This window comes from Streptomyces sp. TP-A0356 (genome assembly GCF_001417775.1).
In the GTDB taxonomy this organism is placed as follows: Bacteria; Actinomycetota; Actinomycetes; order Streptomycetales; family Streptomycetaceae; genus Streptomyces.
Map to the genome: position 1 here is coordinate 115,197 of NZ_BBZJ01000027.1, position 12,874 is coordinate 128,070.

Consider the following 12,874-nt stretch of genomic DNA (forward strand, 5'->3'; position numbering starts at 1 on the left):
CCCGGTCCCCGTCGCCGGCCCGGTCCCCGTCGCCGATCCGGTCGCCGTCGCCGATCCAGTCGCCGTCGCCGATCCAGTCGCCGTCGCCAGCCCGGTCCCTGTCGCCGACCCGGTGGCCGTCGCCGATCCAGTCGCCGTTGTCAGCCCGGTTCCGGCCACCGGCCCGGTCGCCGTCGTCCGCCGGGCGCTTGCTCGGCGCGGGCATCAGGCCCGCCCGGCCCGCGACCGCCGCCGCCACAGCCAGCACCACGACCCGTGCCAGCAGCGCCAAGCCGGGGCGGCTTGCCGCCGTCTCGCCCAGGACCGATCCGTCGAAGGCCGTCGCCGGACCGCTGCCGCGCTCGTAGGGCCCGCGGAGCAGCAGCAGCGCGAGCGTGGCCGCCAGCAGCGTCCACCAGCCGCCCACGAGCAGGCCGCGCGCCACGCCCACACCGGTCACGGTCGCGAACGCGGTGACGCCCAGGAGCAGGGCCAGGCCGCCGTAGGCGACGTATCGGGCGATGTCGTACAGCGGCGTCGAGGCGGCGTCCTGCGTCTCGTCGGACGGCAGGACCGCGGCCGTCGCGGAGGGCTTGCCGACGGAGAAGGTGAGGGCGCCGGACACCGGGTGGCTGTCCGCCGACACCACCCGCCACGCCACGATGTAGGTGCCCTGCGCCAGGTCCGGGAGCGTGACGCGCGCGGTGTCCGACCGGCCGTCCGCGTGCTCCTGCCGTCCCGTGTGGACCCGTCGGTTGCCGGGGTCGAACAGGCGGATGGAGTCGTCCAGCAGACCGACGGACTCGCTGAAGGTGAGGGTGACCGCCTTCGGCGCCGTCCTCAGCACGCTGCCGTCCGCGGGATCGATGCCCTTCAGCGCGGCGTGCGCGGACGCCGAACCGGCGCCCGCCACCAGCAGCAGGGGCACCACGAGCAGCAGGAGCGCGAGGCGCCGCAGCCGCCCTCCGTGCACCACCGCTCCCGAACTGCCCCCGCTCACGCGCCCTGCGCCCACACGTCCTGCGCCCACGTCACGTCTCCCGCATCCGCCGTCCCGGGTCCCGTTACGTACGGACGCGGCGGCACCTGCGCTCAGCGCGGCAACAACACCGGCCGCTCGTACCGGGGCTACGCCATCATGACCGGCGGCCGGGTCACCACGTGGGCCGGGCCGACACCCCGCCGTCCACCACGAGATCGTGGCCCGTGATCCAGGACGCGAGCGGCGAGGCCAGGAACACACAGGCGTCGCCGACGTCCTCGGGGCGCCCCAACCGGCCGGCGGGAACCGCCCGTTGCCACCGCTCCACCCCCTCGGGCCAGGCTCGGTCCAGGCCTTCACGGTCGATCAGACCGGGCGAGACGGTGTTGACGCGGATGCCGTAGGGGCCGTACTCCAGGGCCGCCGACCGCGCGTGCATGACGACGGCCGCCTTGGACGCGCAGTAGTGGGCGTGCAGCGGTGCCGGGTGCGCGGCCTCGATGGAGGCGATGTGGGTGACGGTGCCGCCGTCCGCCTCCCGCATGACCTCCGCCGCCGCCTGCGTGCACGCGAACACGCTCGTCACGTTGGTGTCGAGCACCGCCCGCCAGTCGGCGGCCGTCATCCCGGCCAGCTCCTGCGTCGGTTGCACCCCCGCGTTGTTGACCAGCGCGGTCAGCCGGCCGCCGCCCCACTCGGCCGCCTCCCGTACCAGCCGCCGGCACTCGTCCTCGACGGTCAGATCCGCCTGCAGCACGACGGCCCGGGCGCCCCTCGCGCGGATGCGCGCGGCCAGGTCGTGCGCCGCCTCCACCGCGGTGCGGAAGTGCACCGCGACCGCCGAGCCCTCCTCGGCGAACCGCGTCGCGATCCCGCGCCCGATACCGCCGCCCGCGCCGGTCACCAGCGCCACCTGCCCCGACAGCAGCCCGCTCATGACCGGCACAGCCCCGCGATACGGGCCGCCTCGGCCGGATAGCGCGCGGTCAGCTCGGCCGCGTCACCGTGTTCGTATGCCCCGTAGGTGAAACCCGGCGCCATCGTGCAGCCGAAGAGCGTCCAGGACCCGCCCTCGGCGACCCGCCCGCCCATCCAGGTACCGGCGGGCACGGTGAACTGGACGTGCTGGCCGCCGAGGAGGTCCGGTCCCAGGACGACCGTACGGGCGGCGCCGTCCGGGGCGAGGAGCAGCAGCTCCAGCGGATCGCCGAGGTAGAAGTGCCAGACCTCGTCCGACGGGAGGCGGTGCAGCGCCGAGTAGTCGTCCGGTGCGGCGGTCAGCAGGGCCACGATGGCGGTGCCCTCCGGCCGTCCGTCGGGCCGCTCGGCTCCCTCCCAGGTCTGCCGGAACCGCCCGCCCTCGCGCGGGATCGGTTCCATGCCGTAGTGGGCGACGAGGTCCTCAGGAGTCACGACATGCAGGCTAGTTGCCGAACACCACCGGCTGTACGACGAACACCGGCCGGGTCAGGAGAGCAGCCGGGTCGGGAGGGCAGCCGGGTCAGGAGAGCGGCCGGGCGAGGAGGACCGGCCGGCCCGCCGCGGGGACCGGCGCACGGAACGCGGTGACGGCCGCCGAGCAGGCCCGAGGGCCGTACCGTCCGCCCGGCTGCGCCTCGCGCCCGGCGGGGCGATCATCGGGGCATGGACGTCACCCTTCACCTCGCCCAGGATCCCGAGGCCGACGCGTTCCTCGGCCGCAGTCCGCTCGCCCCGCTGATCGGGATGCTGCTGGACCAGCAGGTGCCGATGGAGTGGGCGTTCAAGGGGCCGTGGACCATCGCGCGGCGGCTCGGCACGGACGACCTGGACGCGCACGAGATCGCGGCCCAGGACCCGGAGGCCTTCGCCGCACTGCTCTCGCAGAAGCCCGCTGTGCACCGCTACCCGGGAGCCATGGCCAAACGCATCCAGCAGCTGTGCCAGTACCTCGTCGAACACTACGCCGGGGACCCCGAGGCCATCTGGAAGGACGTCGACAGCGGACAGGAGCTGCTGAAGCGGCTCCAGGAGCTGCCCGGCTTCGGCAAGCAGAAGGCGCAGATCTTCCTCGCGTTGCTCGGCAAGCAGCTGGGCGTACGGCCCAGTGGGTGGCGGGAGGCCGCGGGGCCGTACGGCGAGCCGAAGGCGTTCCGGTCCGTCGCCGACATCACCGGGCCCGACTCCCTCACCAAGGTCCGCGCGCACAAGCAGGAGCTGAAGGCGGCGGCGAAGGCCGCCAAGGCCTCAGGTCACTAGGCCAAGGTCACCAGGCCGACTACAGGTCTCCCGGCGGACAACAGGTCACCAGGCCGACAGCAGGTCTCTGGGCGGACAACGGGTCACCAGGCCGACAGCAGGTCTCCGGGCGGACAGCGGGTGGCCCGGCGGACAGCCGCCGGCCCTCAGCCGGTTGGACCGCCCCGAGTGGCGGGCCGTCCGCGCCCGATCACAGCATGGATCATGACCGACGTACCGAGCGGGTCACCCCAGGGGCCCGAATTCGACGATCGCCGCGTCCATGCCGCGCGCGACGCGCACGCGACGAGGCCGCCGTCCGAGGAGCTGGAGCCGCCCTTCGAGGGGCTCCTGCACGTCCTCTCCCGCACCGCCTGGCAGGTCGTTCTGGCCACCGGCGTCGCGTCGCTGATCCTGGGGGTCCTGGTACTGGCCTGGCCGGGTCCGTCCCTGCTCGCGGCCGGGATCCTCTTCGGGGTCTACCTCATCGTCAGCGGTGTGCTCCAGCTGGCGTCCGCCTTCGGCACGCACCGGGCCACCTCGCTGCGCGTCATGGCGTTCGTCAGCGGGGCCCTGTCGATCCTGCTGGGCCTGTTCTGCTTCCGGGGTCCCATGGAGTCGATCCTGCTGCTCGCGCTGTGGATCGGCATCGGCTGGCTGATCCGCGGGATCACCCAGACCATGGCCGCCGCCCACGACCCGGCGGTACCCGCACGCGGCTGGCAGATCTTCCTCGGCCTCGTCACCTTCCTCGCCGGGATCGTGCTGATCGTCTCGCCGTTCACCTCGATCGCCGTGCTCACCCTGGTCGCCGGCTGGTGGCTGCTGGTGGTCGGCATCGTCGAGATCATCACGGCGTTCCGGATCCGCGGCCGCGCGGAGCGGATTCCGCGCACCGTCTGAGCCGCGTCAACCTCGCGCACGGCAAATACGCCGAGAGAGCGGTTTCGCGGCCGACACGATGAACGAGGTCCGCCCGGCGGGGAGATGACCTCTTGTGAGCCCCACCCCGTACGCACCGCGCACCGTTCACCGGTGTGCCCGGCTGTGGGTGCTCCTGATGCTCGTCGCGCTGCTCGCGGCCGGTGCGCACACCGAGGCGATGGCACCCGAGACCGTCGCGGTGTCCGCGGCCCAGGCGTGCGACGCGGAGCACGACGTCCCCTTCATGGCGCCGCGGCCGACGGGTCCCCGGGGACACCGCGCCGCCGCGCCGCCGTGTCCGGGACACCGGGGCGGCGCCCGGCCGTCCGGCCCGGACTGCCTCACCACCGCTCGCGCGAGGGCGCCGTACCCACCCGCCCTGCACGCCTTGCGCACCGTCGTCCTTCGCTGCTGACGGATCCCGCTCCCGGAACCGTCACCTCCCATCTCCCAGCAACGCGAGGACACCGTCATGCTCAGCGACCCGTATGCGGTCCTGCACGCCCTGCTGCGTGCCGAGGCCATGCGCGGCAGGAAACCCCGACCGACCTCCGAACCGGAGCCCGACGCCGGGGAGGACGCACCGCCGGCCGCCCCGCAGGAGCGGGAAGGCGAGTAGCGCACCCAGCGGCCGCCCTCCCACCGGGCGGCCGCCCTGCGGGACCCCTGGCAGGACTTGGACCGCCTCTCATCTGCGGTCCCGGTTCCCGTTTGACCCCGTTTACCGGATCTTTCCGGCGTCGCACTCCGTCGCCATGGCTGCGCCCGGAACGTCTTGACCGGTAGGCTTTCCGTGTGATCTTCAAGCGCATCGGAAACGGCCGGCCGTACCCCGACCACGGCCGGGAGAGCACCCGGCAGTGGGCGGACGTCGCGCCGCGCCCGGTCCGCCTCGATCAGCTCGTGACGACCAAGCAGCAACTCGACCTGGAGACCCTCCTCGCCGAGGACTCGACGTTCTACGGCGACCTCTTCGCCCACGTCGTGAAGTGGCAGGGCGACCTGTACCTGGAGGACGGCCTGCACCGCGCGGTGCGCGCGGCGCTGCAGCAACGGCAGGTCCTGCACGCGAGAGTTCTCGAACTCGACTGATCCTCCGCCGCCCGGTTCGCCTTCCGCACACCCACTCGGCGGACCCTTCCGCACGGCCTTTGACCCTTTCGGGTTGGACTGCGCGGCGCCCAATGATCATCTAGTAGGCATTGCAGCCCGGGCGCACTACGCTGCGCCCATGAGCATGCTGACTCCTCCCGGCATGGGCGGCCAGTACCGGATCACGGGGGACAAGTACCCGCGGATGCGCCGACCCCGGCGCCGCGGCAGGCTCCTGTTCGCCGTCGTCGCGTCCATGGCCGCCATCGGGCTGATCGGCTGGGGCACCTTGCAGCTCATCGATGTCTTCACCGGTGGCGGCGGCAGGGCGTCGGCGTTCGGCGCGAAGGCGTGCGCGAAGAGGGCGAGCGGGTCCCCCACGACCGCCGCGAGGGCCCTGCCCGAGCCGGGCCGCATCACCGTCAACGTCCTCAACGCCACGGCCCGCAGCGGCCTCGCCAAGGTGACCGCGGACGAGCTGAAGAAGCGCGGCTTCCACATCGGCACCGTGGGCAACGCGACGAAGGAGTACGACAAGAAGGTCAAGGGCGTCGGGATACTGCTCGGCCCCAAGACCGCCGCGGACACCACGCTGCCGGTCCTCGGCACGCAGCTCGCGGAAGCTGAGCGGCACACCGACGCCCGTACGGGTACGACGGTCGACCTGATCCTGGGTGACGGGTTCAAGTCGCTGACGACCAAGACGGACGCGGACAAGGCGCTGTCGGCGCTGACCGGTCCGGCCTCGTCGCCCTCGCCCGGCACGAAAGGCTGCTGAGCGAGCCGGCTCGCGTAGGGGTCCTTGCACTATGCCCGCCCGGGTCGCGCGCTCATAGTGCAAGGACCCCTTAGAGCTCCGGTACGGGAAGCCTCCGCGGGCGGGACCTGAACCCGGGGACCGGGTGCGGTTCCCGTACCGGAACCGCAAACCCGCACTCGGCCCCCGACGTCCCTACTCCGCCGCTCCGTACAGCCGGTCCCCCGCGTCGCCGAGGCCCGGCACGATGTAGCCGTGCTCGTTGAGGCGTTCGTCGACCGCGGCCGTCACCACCGTCACCGGCGTGCCCGCCAGTTCGCGCTCCATGACCTCGACGCCCTCCGGGGCGGCGAGCAGCACCACGGCCGTCACGTCGTCCGCGCCACGCTTGATCAGCTCCTGGATCGCCGCGACGAGCGTGCCGCCGGTGGCGAGCATCGGGTCCAGGACGTACACCTGGCGCCCCGAGAGGTCCTCCGGCATGCGCGTGGCGTACGTGGACGCCTGGAGCGTCTCCTCGTCGCGGATCATGCCCAGGAAGCCCACCTCGGCGGTCGGCAGCAGCCGGACCATGCCGTCGAGCATGCCGAGGCCCGCGCGCAGGATCGGCACGACCAACGGGCGGGGGTGGGACAGCTTGACGCCGGTGGTCCGGGAGACCGGGGTCTCGATGTCGACCTGTTCGGTGCGCACATCGCGTGTGGCCTCGTAGGCGAGCAGGGTGACGAGCTCGTCGGCGAGCCGACGGAAGGTCGCGGAGTCGGTGCGCCGGTCGCGCAGCGTGGTGAGCTTGTGAGCGACCAAGGGGTGGTCGACGACGTGGAGACGCATGTCCCCAACAGTAACCGGGCCTCCCGCACGCGCCCGCGCCGCCGTACGCCCGGGCACTCCGCCCGCGCCGCAGGTGGCCCCTCCCGAATCGCCCTCCATGGCATTGGACCCCCCATCAGAGGGAAAGTGAGAGGGACGGAACTGGGGTGGTGTGCCTATGCCCGACCGGGAGTCCCACGAGGAACCCGAAGCGCAGGAGACGGACACCGAGCGCAGGCGGCGCCGGGCCGTGTTCCTGCGTGAACTCGCAGAGGCGCGGGAGCTGCGCAACCGCGTCCAGCCCCGCCGCGCCAAGGCAGAGCGCCTGCGTCACGCCATGCGCATGCGTACCTTCCGCTGGTAGCGACGCGACCGCCTTGGGGGTGGCCGTGCGACCACAGCGCCCCGGGCCGCGTACGATCCGCTGGTGGCGGCAACGAGTGCGCTGGTGAGTGGTCTGCTTTGATCGGTGTATCCGGGACCAAAACGGCCAGACACAGGGGGCCGAAGACGTCCCCTGAACGCCTTGTTTCTGCCACGATTCCGAGTGGGTGGGGCTCGGAGAAGCACTCCCCGCCCGCAACCTCCGCCGGGGGGACCCCCAACCGGCACGCCTATGACCAGTGGGAGAGTCACGGTGTACTTCGCCGCACTGCTCGCGCGCACCGAAGACGGGTGGGAAGCGAGCGACACAGAGCTCGACGATGTGGAGACCCTGTCGGATCTGACCGACCTGGCCCGCGACGCCTCGGTCGACGAGGACACGGTGCTCGTACTCATCGAGCAGGAGGACGCGTGGTTCGGCGTCGTCCGGGTCGACGGCGAGGACGACCCTCGTATCTACGTCTCGGACGCCGCAGCAGCAGCCCGCAGCTCGTACGGCGAGATCCTGCTCACCGACGAACTGCTCGGAAGGGAGCCCGGCGACGACGTCGCCGACCTTGACTCCCTCGACCTCGACGGCACCGAGGACGGTGAGCCGGAGGACGCCGACGAGGAGGACACGGCGAACTCGGACACCGCCGTGCCGCACGGTCCCGTGGGCGACAGCGAGATCCTCGACGACCTCGGCGTCGGCGAGAAGGAGCTGCGCGCCCTGGACGCCGACGACGCGCTCAACTCGATCGCCGAATCCCTGGGCGCCTCGGAGGTCCTGGAGACCGTCCGCTAGGTGCATCGGGTGAGCGAGGATATGACGCCGGCCGCCGATCCGGTGCGCGACCGGTGGCGGGCCGCGATGCGGCTCGCCCTGGACGAGGCCGGACGGGCCGCCGAGGGCGGTGACGTGCCCGTCGGCGCCGTCGTGCTGTCCGTGGACGGTTCGGTGCTCGCCACCGGTCACAACGAGCGTGAGGCGACGGGGGATCCCTCGGCCCACGCGGAGATCCTCGCGCTGCGCCGGGCCGCGACGGCGCTCGGCGAGTGGCGGCTGCCCGGCTGCACGCTCGTCGTCACCCTGGAACCCTGCACGATGTGCGCGGGCGCGGTGCAGCAGTCCCGGGTGGACCGGCTGGTCTACGGTGCGCGCGACGAGAAGGCCGGCGCGGTCGGGTCGCTGTGGGACCTGGTGCGCGACCGGCGCCTCAACCACCGCCCCGAGGTGATCGACGGCGTGCTCGCGGAAGAGTGCGCCCGGCTCCTCACGGACTTCTTCCGAACCCGCTGAGATTCCGTCCCGGGCGATCCCCGGAAACGGATTTCGGACCACGCCCCACCTTGGGGTAAGGTCTCCCTCGGTAGCGTGTCCGAGCGGCCGAAGGAGCTCGCCTCGAAAGCGAGTGTGGCGCAAGTCACCGAGGGTTCAAATCCCTCCGCTACCGCTGGAGAAGGGCCCCGTCGAAGGACGGGGCCCTTCGTGCGTCCGGGCACCTGTGGCCCAAGGGCCCCTGTACGTCCGCCGCATGGGCGTCCGTCCAGGCCCCGCGTCGCTCCCTCGCAAGGGCCACGTGAGGGCATGGTGCATTACGTGCTCTTTTGCGATCCCCGAACACGTGGCCGCGTTACACTCACCGCCGGCGAACGGGCCCCGCGGGGCGGAAGAGACGGGGGAGGCCGCCGTGGCGGTACCGGGAAAGAAGATCGCGCTGTATGCCCTCGTGGTCTTCGTGCTCTATGTGATCATCACCGACCCGGCCAAGGCCGCCGGCTATGTCCAGATAGGCTTCGAGGGCATTTCGAGTGCCGCCAAGGCCATCGGCCACTTCATGACCTGGGTCGCCAACGGAGCCAAGTGACTCCTTCCGGCCGGGCGGCCGCCCTCGCACCTTTGGGAGCGCCCATGATCCGGCACCTGGTCCTCTTCAAGCTCGACGAGGGCGTCCAGCGCGACGACCCGCGCGTCATGGAGGGGGTGCGCGCCTTCGAGGCCCTCGGCGACCTGATCGACGAGCTCCGCTTCTGGGAGTGCGCCTGGAACATCAGCGACCGGCCCATCGCATACGACTTCGCGATCAACTCGGCGGTCGACGACCTGGACGCGCTGCGGCGGTACATCGAGCACCCGGCACACCAGGCGGGCGTCGCCCTCTGGCGCGAGTTCGCCACTTGGGTGATCGCCGACTACGAAATCTGAGCGACAGCGCCCACGGATTCGGGCGACACCCCCCGCAGAGCCCTCCACCGCACCGGTGGGGGGCTTTCCTGCGAGTGTACACAACCGCCCCAACACGGAGTGATGGGGTGCTTGCACAGGGTGTCCATTTCTTGTGATGCTATGACCGCTTTTGAGGTGAATTGACGGATGCGTGGACGGATGAAGAGGTGGCGTTGACCGTGTCGGCCAGTACTGCGCCACCCCAGGAGGAGGCCCCGGCCCCCGACCGGCCCCAGGAATCCGCCACGAGCCCCGCGCCGCCCCAGACATCCGCTCCCGCCCCCACCGCCCACAAGCGCCGCGGCGCCGACACCCGGGCGCTCACCCAGGTGCTCTTCACCCAGCTCAAGGAGCTGGAACCGGGCACGCCCGAGCACCACCGCGTGCGCGGGGCGCTCATCGAGGCCAACCTTCCGCTGGTGCGCTACGCCGCCGGCCGCTTCCGCTCCCGCAACGAGCCCATGGAGGACGTCGTCCAGGTCGGCACCATCGGTCTGATCAACGCCATCGACCGCTTCGACCCCGACCGGGGCGTTCAGTTCCCGACCTTCGCGATGCCGACCGTCGTCGGTGAGATCAAGCGCTACTTCCGTGACAACGTGCGCACGGTCCATGTCCCGCGTCGGCTGCACGAGCTGTGGGTGCAGGTCAACGGCGCCACCGAGGACCTGACGACGGCGTACGGGCGTTCCCCGACGACCGCCGAGATCGCCGAGCGCCTGCGCATCACCGAGGAGGAGGTGGTGTCCTGCATCGAGGCGGGCCGCTCCTACCACGCGACGTCACTGGAGGCCGCCCAGGAGGGCGACGGACTGCCCGGTCTCCTCGACCGCCTCGGCTACGAGGATCCCGCGCTCGACGGGGTGGAGCACCGCGACCTCGTACGGCATCTGCTCGTCCAACTGCCGGAGCGCGAGCAGCGGATCCTGCTGCTGCGCTACTACAGCAATCTGACCCAGTCGCAGATCAGCGCCGAACTGGGTGTCTCCCAGATGCATGTGTCAAGGCTCCTCGCCAGGAGTTTCGCGCGGCTGCGATCCGCAAACAGGATCGACGCCTAACTCACTCGAGCGAACCGCCCGCACGGGCTCTTCCCGACAGTTCTGCGCTGATATGCCATCAGAAGCCTCCCAACCAGGGCGCATTCACATCTCGCATGTCGACATGTCACTACAGCGTGTTGCCGACATGTGACATTCTGCCGGAAGCGCGTTTGCCGCAGCCTCGCCGCCGGTATTCAGGTGGAGGCTGCGTTCCTCCGACGGGAGCGTCCGCCGCGACCGTCCCGCGACCCAAAGGGGGTGGCATGTCCGCAGACCAGGGCAGCTCCAAGGTGCTCACGCTCATGCAGAGCGACTCCGCGCCCGACGTGCTTCAGGACCTTCAGGCCCCTCAGGACCTCCCCGGTGCCGAGACCCTTCCGGCCCCGGAGGCCCCGGACCTTCCGTCCCCGGAAGCCATCGACACCCGGACCCTGTCCCGCTCCCTCTTCCTGCGGCTCGCCACACTCGACGAGCACAGCCCGGAGCGCGCCTACGTCCGGGACACGCTCATCGAGCTGAACCTCCCGCTCGTGCGCTACGCGGCCGCCCGCTTCCGCAGCCGCAACGAACCGATGGAGGACATCGTCCAGGTCGGCACGATCGGGCTGATCAAGGCGATCGACCGCTTCGACTGCGAACGGGGCGTGGAGTTCCCGACGTTCGCGATGCCGACCGTGGTCGGCGAGATCAAGCGGTTCTTCCGGGACACGTCGTGGTCGGTGCGTGTACCGCGCCGCCTCCAGGAGCTGCGCCTGGCCCTCACCAAGGCCAGTGACGAGCTGTCGCAGAAGCTGGACCGCTCCCCGACGGTCACCGAACTGGCCTCCGTGCTGGGCGTGTCGGAGGAGGACGTGGTCGACGGTCTCGCCGTCGGCAACGCGTACACGGCCTCCTCGCTGGACTCTCCGGCTCCCGAGGACGACGGCGGCGAGGGCTCGCTGGCGGACCGCCTGGGCTACGAGGACTCGGCCCTGGAGGGCGTGGAGTACCGCGAGTCCCTCAAGCCGCTGCTGGCCAAGCTTCCGCCCCGGGAGCGGCGGATCATCATGCTGCGTTTCTTCGCGAACATGACCCAGTCGCAGATCGGCGAGGAGGTCGGCATCTCGCAGATGCACGTCTCCCGGCTGCTGACCCGCACGCTGGCGCAGCTGCGGGAGGGGCTCATCTCCGACTGAGGCGCGAGGGATTCTTAAGGGGTCCTTGCACTATGCCCGCCCAGGTCGCGCGCTCATAGTGCAAGGACCCCTAAGAGCTCCGAACAGCGGTGATTCACCCAGGGGTACCGATTTGACGCCTCGTCAGCCACACTGGCGCGATGCTTCGAGCGACGTGGTTGCGGGGCCCCCGAGGGGTCGTGACCGCCGCCGCGGTCGTCGCCTGCCTGGGCGGCGCCCTGGCCGCGTGCGCGGGCGGCGGGGGCGGTGACGGCTATGTCGCGGTCGGACCGGCGGGCGGCACGTCCGTCGTGTCCGGTACGGCGGTGGCTCCGACGGGAGACGTGACCCTGGTGCCCCTGGAGGGGACCGAGGGCCCCGGGCACGGGGTGCGTCAGAGCCCGACTGCCGGCGCCGGTGCGGGCGCCTCGCCCGCACCGGCCGGGAGTTCGGGTGCTCCGCGCCACACAAGGGGCGCACCGGCCGGCGGGACCCCCTCGCCCCACGGCACCACGTCCGGCCGCACGAGCACGGGATCACCCTCTCCGACGGGGACGGGGCCTGGTACGACACCCGCCGGGCCCGCCGCGCTGATCGTGGGTGAGCCCGTACGGGAGGCCACGGACCGGCGGTGGTGCGAGAAGGTGACCGTCCCCTTCCACAACGTCGGTGGCACCGCGGTGCGTTCGGGCACGGTGACCTTCGGGACGCACATCATCGGGGCGCTCGGGATCGACTGGGCGACCGTGGGGTCGACGGAGACGCTGCCCGCACCGATCGCCGCCGGGGCGTCGGTGAAGGAGACCTGGACGGTGTGCGTCGATGCCTGGCGCGTGCCGCCGGGCATGCACATCGAGACACGGGACGTGTCCGTCCAGGGGGAGTGAGGGACGTGGTGGGACGTTACTTCAGCGCGAGCCAGGCGACGACGGCGACGATCACCACGGCGGCGACGACGCCGACGATCAGGCCGATGCGGGGGCCCGCCGGGGCGGGTGCCGCCTGACGGCCCTGCGGGGCCTCGTCGACGAACGCGCGGAACATCTGCGTGCTGCCGGCGGGGTCGTAGTTGCCCTGGGGGCCCTGGGTGTTAGCCATGGCCCCGGACCCTAGCGAATACGCGCGGTGCTGCCCAAGTGGGGGCGGTGGCTTCCCACGCCGCCCGGCCCAAACCGGCCTCGCCCTCGCACCACGGACGGGCTGGTCACGGGCATCCCCTCACCTGCACGTTTACGTTCGCCAATACTTGCCTTTGCCAAGTTTTTAGTCCAGCATCCCCGACTTCGTTTGCCTGCAGCAACCAATTTCTTTATGGTTGCCCTA

At 71.4% G+C, this 12,874-nt stretch carries 19 protein-coding genes and 1 tRNA gene; 15 read left to right on the plus strand and 5 right to left on the minus strand.

From position 1 onward, the window contains the following. From ASC56_RS28890 to ASC56_RS28900, 3 genes are all read right to left on the minus strand, one after another. Positions 1 to 1,009 (minus strand): copper resistance CopC family protein (locus ASC56_RS28890; RefSeq protein ID WP_371330307.1); only part of this gene is annotated, 1,009 nt, incomplete at its 3' end. 124 nt (positions 1,010 to 1,133) lie between these two features. Further along, positions 1,134 to 1,898 (minus strand): SDR family NAD(P)-dependent oxidoreductase, encoded by a 765-nt coding sequence (locus ASC56_RS28895; protein ID WP_107309371.1) that lies wholly within the window; start codon positions 1,896 to 1,898, stop codon positions 1,134 to 1,136. After that, entirely contained in the window at positions 1,895 to 2,374 is a 480-nt protein-coding gene (locus tag ASC56_RS28900; protein WP_055494516.1) for a cupin domain-containing protein, read from the minus strand. The genes ASC56_RS28895 and ASC56_RS28900 overlap by 4 nt, the downstream gene beginning before the upstream one ends. 231 nt (positions 2,375 to 2,605) lie before the next feature. On the opposite strand from ASC56_RS28900, the gene ASC56_RS28905 reads away from it, so the two are divergent. The 6 genes from ASC56_RS28905 to ASC56_RS28925 all read left to right on the plus strand — a co-directional run bounded on the left by ASC56_RS28905 (position 2,606) and on the right by ASC56_RS28925 (position 5,972). Continuing rightward, positions 2,606 to 3,199 carry an HhH-GPD-type base excision DNA repair protein gene (locus ASC56_RS28905; RefSeq protein ID WP_055494517.1) on the plus strand — a complete coding sequence of 198 codons (594 nt, stop codon included), beginning with the start codon at positions 2,606 to 2,608 and terminating at the stop codon, positions 3,197 to 3,199. A gap of 204 nt (positions 3,200 to 3,403) precedes the next feature. Then, positions 3,404 to 4,081 (plus strand): HdeD family acid-resistance protein, encoded by a 678-nt coding sequence (locus tag ASC56_RS28910; protein ID WP_055494518.1) that lies wholly within the window; start codon positions 3,404 to 3,406, stop codon positions 4,079 to 4,081. A 94-nt stretch (positions 4,082 to 4,175) separates the two neighbouring features. After that, positions 4,176 to 4,517 (plus strand): hypothetical protein, encoded by a 342-nt coding sequence (locus ASC56_RS28915; RefSeq protein ID WP_055494519.1) that lies wholly within the window; start codon positions 4,176 to 4,178, stop codon positions 4,515 to 4,517. 57 nt (positions 4,518 to 4,574) lie between these two features. Continuing rightward, complete coding sequence (locus tag ASC56_RS41305) at positions 4,575 to 4,721, plus strand: hypothetical protein (protein WP_199836084.1); 147 nt, start codon at positions 4,575 to 4,577, stop codon at positions 4,719 to 4,721. Positions 4,722 to 4,897: 176 nt separating this feature from the next. Further along, positions 4,898 to 5,194 (plus strand): type II toxin-antitoxin system VapB family antitoxin, encoded by a 297-nt coding sequence (locus tag ASC56_RS28920; protein ID WP_004943146.1) that lies wholly within the window; start codon positions 4,898 to 4,900, stop codon positions 5,192 to 5,194. Between the two features lie 139 nt (positions 5,195 to 5,333). Next, complete coding sequence (locus ASC56_RS28925) at positions 5,334 to 5,972, plus strand: LytR C-terminal domain-containing protein (protein ID WP_234377100.1); 639 nt, start codon at positions 5,334 to 5,336, stop codon at positions 5,970 to 5,972. 174 nt (positions 5,973 to 6,146) lie between these two features. Here the strand turns inward: ASC56_RS28925 and upp are convergent, their stop codons facing one another. Then, on the minus strand, positions 6,147 to 6,782 hold the full coding sequence (gene upp, locus ASC56_RS28930) for a uracil phosphoribosyltransferase (protein WP_055494521.1): 636 nt from the start codon (positions 6,780 to 6,782) through the stop codon (positions 6,147 to 6,149). Between the two features lie 157 nt (positions 6,783 to 6,939). Here upp and ASC56_RS28935 point away from each other — a divergent pair, with 157 nt between their 5' ends. From ASC56_RS28935 to ASC56_RS28970, 9 genes are all read left to right on the plus strand, one after another. Next, positions 6,940 to 7,125, plus strand: a complete 186-nt coding sequence (locus tag ASC56_RS28935; protein ID WP_055494522.1) for a hypothetical protein — start codon at positions 6,940 to 6,942, stop codon at positions 7,123 to 7,125. A gap of 273 nt (positions 7,126 to 7,398) precedes the next feature. Beyond that, positions 7,399 to 7,932, plus strand: coding sequence for a hypothetical protein (locus ASC56_RS28940; RefSeq protein ID WP_055494523.1), 534 nt, complete (start codon positions 7,399 to 7,401; stop codon positions 7,930 to 7,932). A gap of 21 nt (positions 7,933 to 7,953) precedes the next feature. After that, positions 7,954 to 8,427 (plus strand): tRNA adenosine(34) deaminase TadA, encoded by a 474-nt coding sequence (gene tadA, locus ASC56_RS28945; protein WP_055494524.1) that lies wholly within the window; start codon positions 7,954 to 7,956, stop codon positions 8,425 to 8,427. Between the two features lie 69 nt (positions 8,428 to 8,496). After that, a tRNA-Ser gene (locus tag ASC56_RS28950) sits at positions 8,497 to 8,581 on the plus strand. Positions 8,582 to 8,818: 237 nt separating this feature from the next. Next, entirely contained in the window at positions 8,819 to 8,995 is a 177-nt protein-coding gene (locus tag ASC56_RS41310) for a hypothetical protein (RefSeq protein WP_199836085.1), read from the plus strand. A gap of 44 nt (positions 8,996 to 9,039) precedes the next feature. After that, positions 9,040 to 9,333, plus strand: coding sequence for a Dabb family protein (locus tag ASC56_RS28955; RefSeq protein WP_055494525.1), 294 nt, complete (start codon positions 9,040 to 9,042; stop codon positions 9,331 to 9,333). A gap of 200 nt (positions 9,334 to 9,533) precedes the next feature. Next, positions 9,534 to 10,415, plus strand: coding sequence for a SigB/SigF/SigG family RNA polymerase sigma factor (locus ASC56_RS28960; protein WP_055494547.1), 882 nt, complete (start codon positions 9,534 to 9,536; stop codon positions 10,413 to 10,415). 245 nt (positions 10,416 to 10,660) lie between these two features. After that, complete coding sequence (locus ASC56_RS28965) at positions 10,661 to 11,572, plus strand: RNA polymerase sigma factor SigF (protein ID WP_055494526.1); 912 nt, start codon at positions 10,661 to 10,663, stop codon at positions 11,570 to 11,572. A gap of 140 nt (positions 11,573 to 11,712) precedes the next feature. Next, positions 11,713 to 12,438: a hypothetical protein gene (locus ASC56_RS28970; RefSeq protein WP_055494527.1), complete on the plus strand. Its 726-nt coding sequence runs from the start codon at positions 11,713 to 11,715 to the stop codon at positions 12,436 to 12,438. Positions 12,439 to 12,454: 16 nt separating this feature from the next. Here the strand turns inward: ASC56_RS28970 and ASC56_RS28975 are convergent, their stop codons facing one another. Further along, positions 12,455 to 12,649 carry a hypothetical protein gene (locus tag ASC56_RS28975; protein ID WP_055494528.1) on the minus strand — a complete coding sequence of 65 codons (195 nt, stop codon included), beginning with the start codon at positions 12,647 to 12,649 and terminating at the stop codon, positions 12,455 to 12,457. Positions 12,650 to 12,874 lie beyond the last annotated feature (225 nt).

Coding starts and splice junctions, on each gene's coding strand:
- ASC56_RS28895 (WP_107309371.1), bottom strand. CDS start 1,898: ATGAGCGGGCTGCTGTCGGGGCAGGTGGCGCTGGTGACCGGCGCGGGC.
- ASC56_RS28905 (WP_055494517.1), top strand. CDS start 2,606: ATGGACGTCACCCTTCACCTCGCCCAGGATCCCGAGGCCGACGCGTTC.
- ASC56_RS28910 (WP_055494518.1), top strand. CDS start 3,404: ATGACCGACGTACCGAGCGGGTCACCCCAGGGGCCCGAATTCGACGAT.
- ASC56_RS41305 (WP_199836084.1), top strand. CDS start 4,575: ATGCTCAGCGACCCGTATGCGGTCCTGCACGCCCTGCTGCGTGCCGAG.
- ASC56_RS28925 (WP_234377100.1), top strand. CDS start 5,334: ATGAGCATGCTGACTCCTCCCGGCATGGGCGGCCAGTACCGGATCACG.
- upp (WP_055494521.1), bottom strand. CDS start 6,782: ATGCGTCTCCACGTCGTCGACCACCCCTTGGTCGCTCACAAGCTCACC.
- ASC56_RS28935 (WP_055494522.1), top strand. CDS start 6,940: ATGCCCGACCGGGAGTCCCACGAGGAACCCGAAGCGCAGGAGACGGAC.
- tadA (WP_055494524.1), top strand. CDS start 7,954: ATGACGCCGGCCGCCGATCCGGTGCGCGACCGGTGGCGGGCCGCGATG.
- ASC56_RS28955 (WP_055494525.1), top strand. CDS start 9,040: ATGATCCGGCACCTGGTCCTCTTCAAGCTCGACGAGGGCGTCCAGCGC.
- ASC56_RS28965 (WP_055494526.1), top strand. CDS start 10,661: ATGTCCGCAGACCAGGGCAGCTCCAAGGTGCTCACGCTCATGCAGAGC.
- ASC56_RS28970 (WP_055494527.1), top strand. CDS start 11,713: ATGCTTCGAGCGACGTGGTTGCGGGGCCCCCGAGGGGTCGTGACCGCC.
- ASC56_RS28975 (WP_055494528.1), bottom strand. CDS start 12,649: ATGGCTAACACCCAGGGCCCCCAGGGCAACTACGACCCCGCCGGCAGC.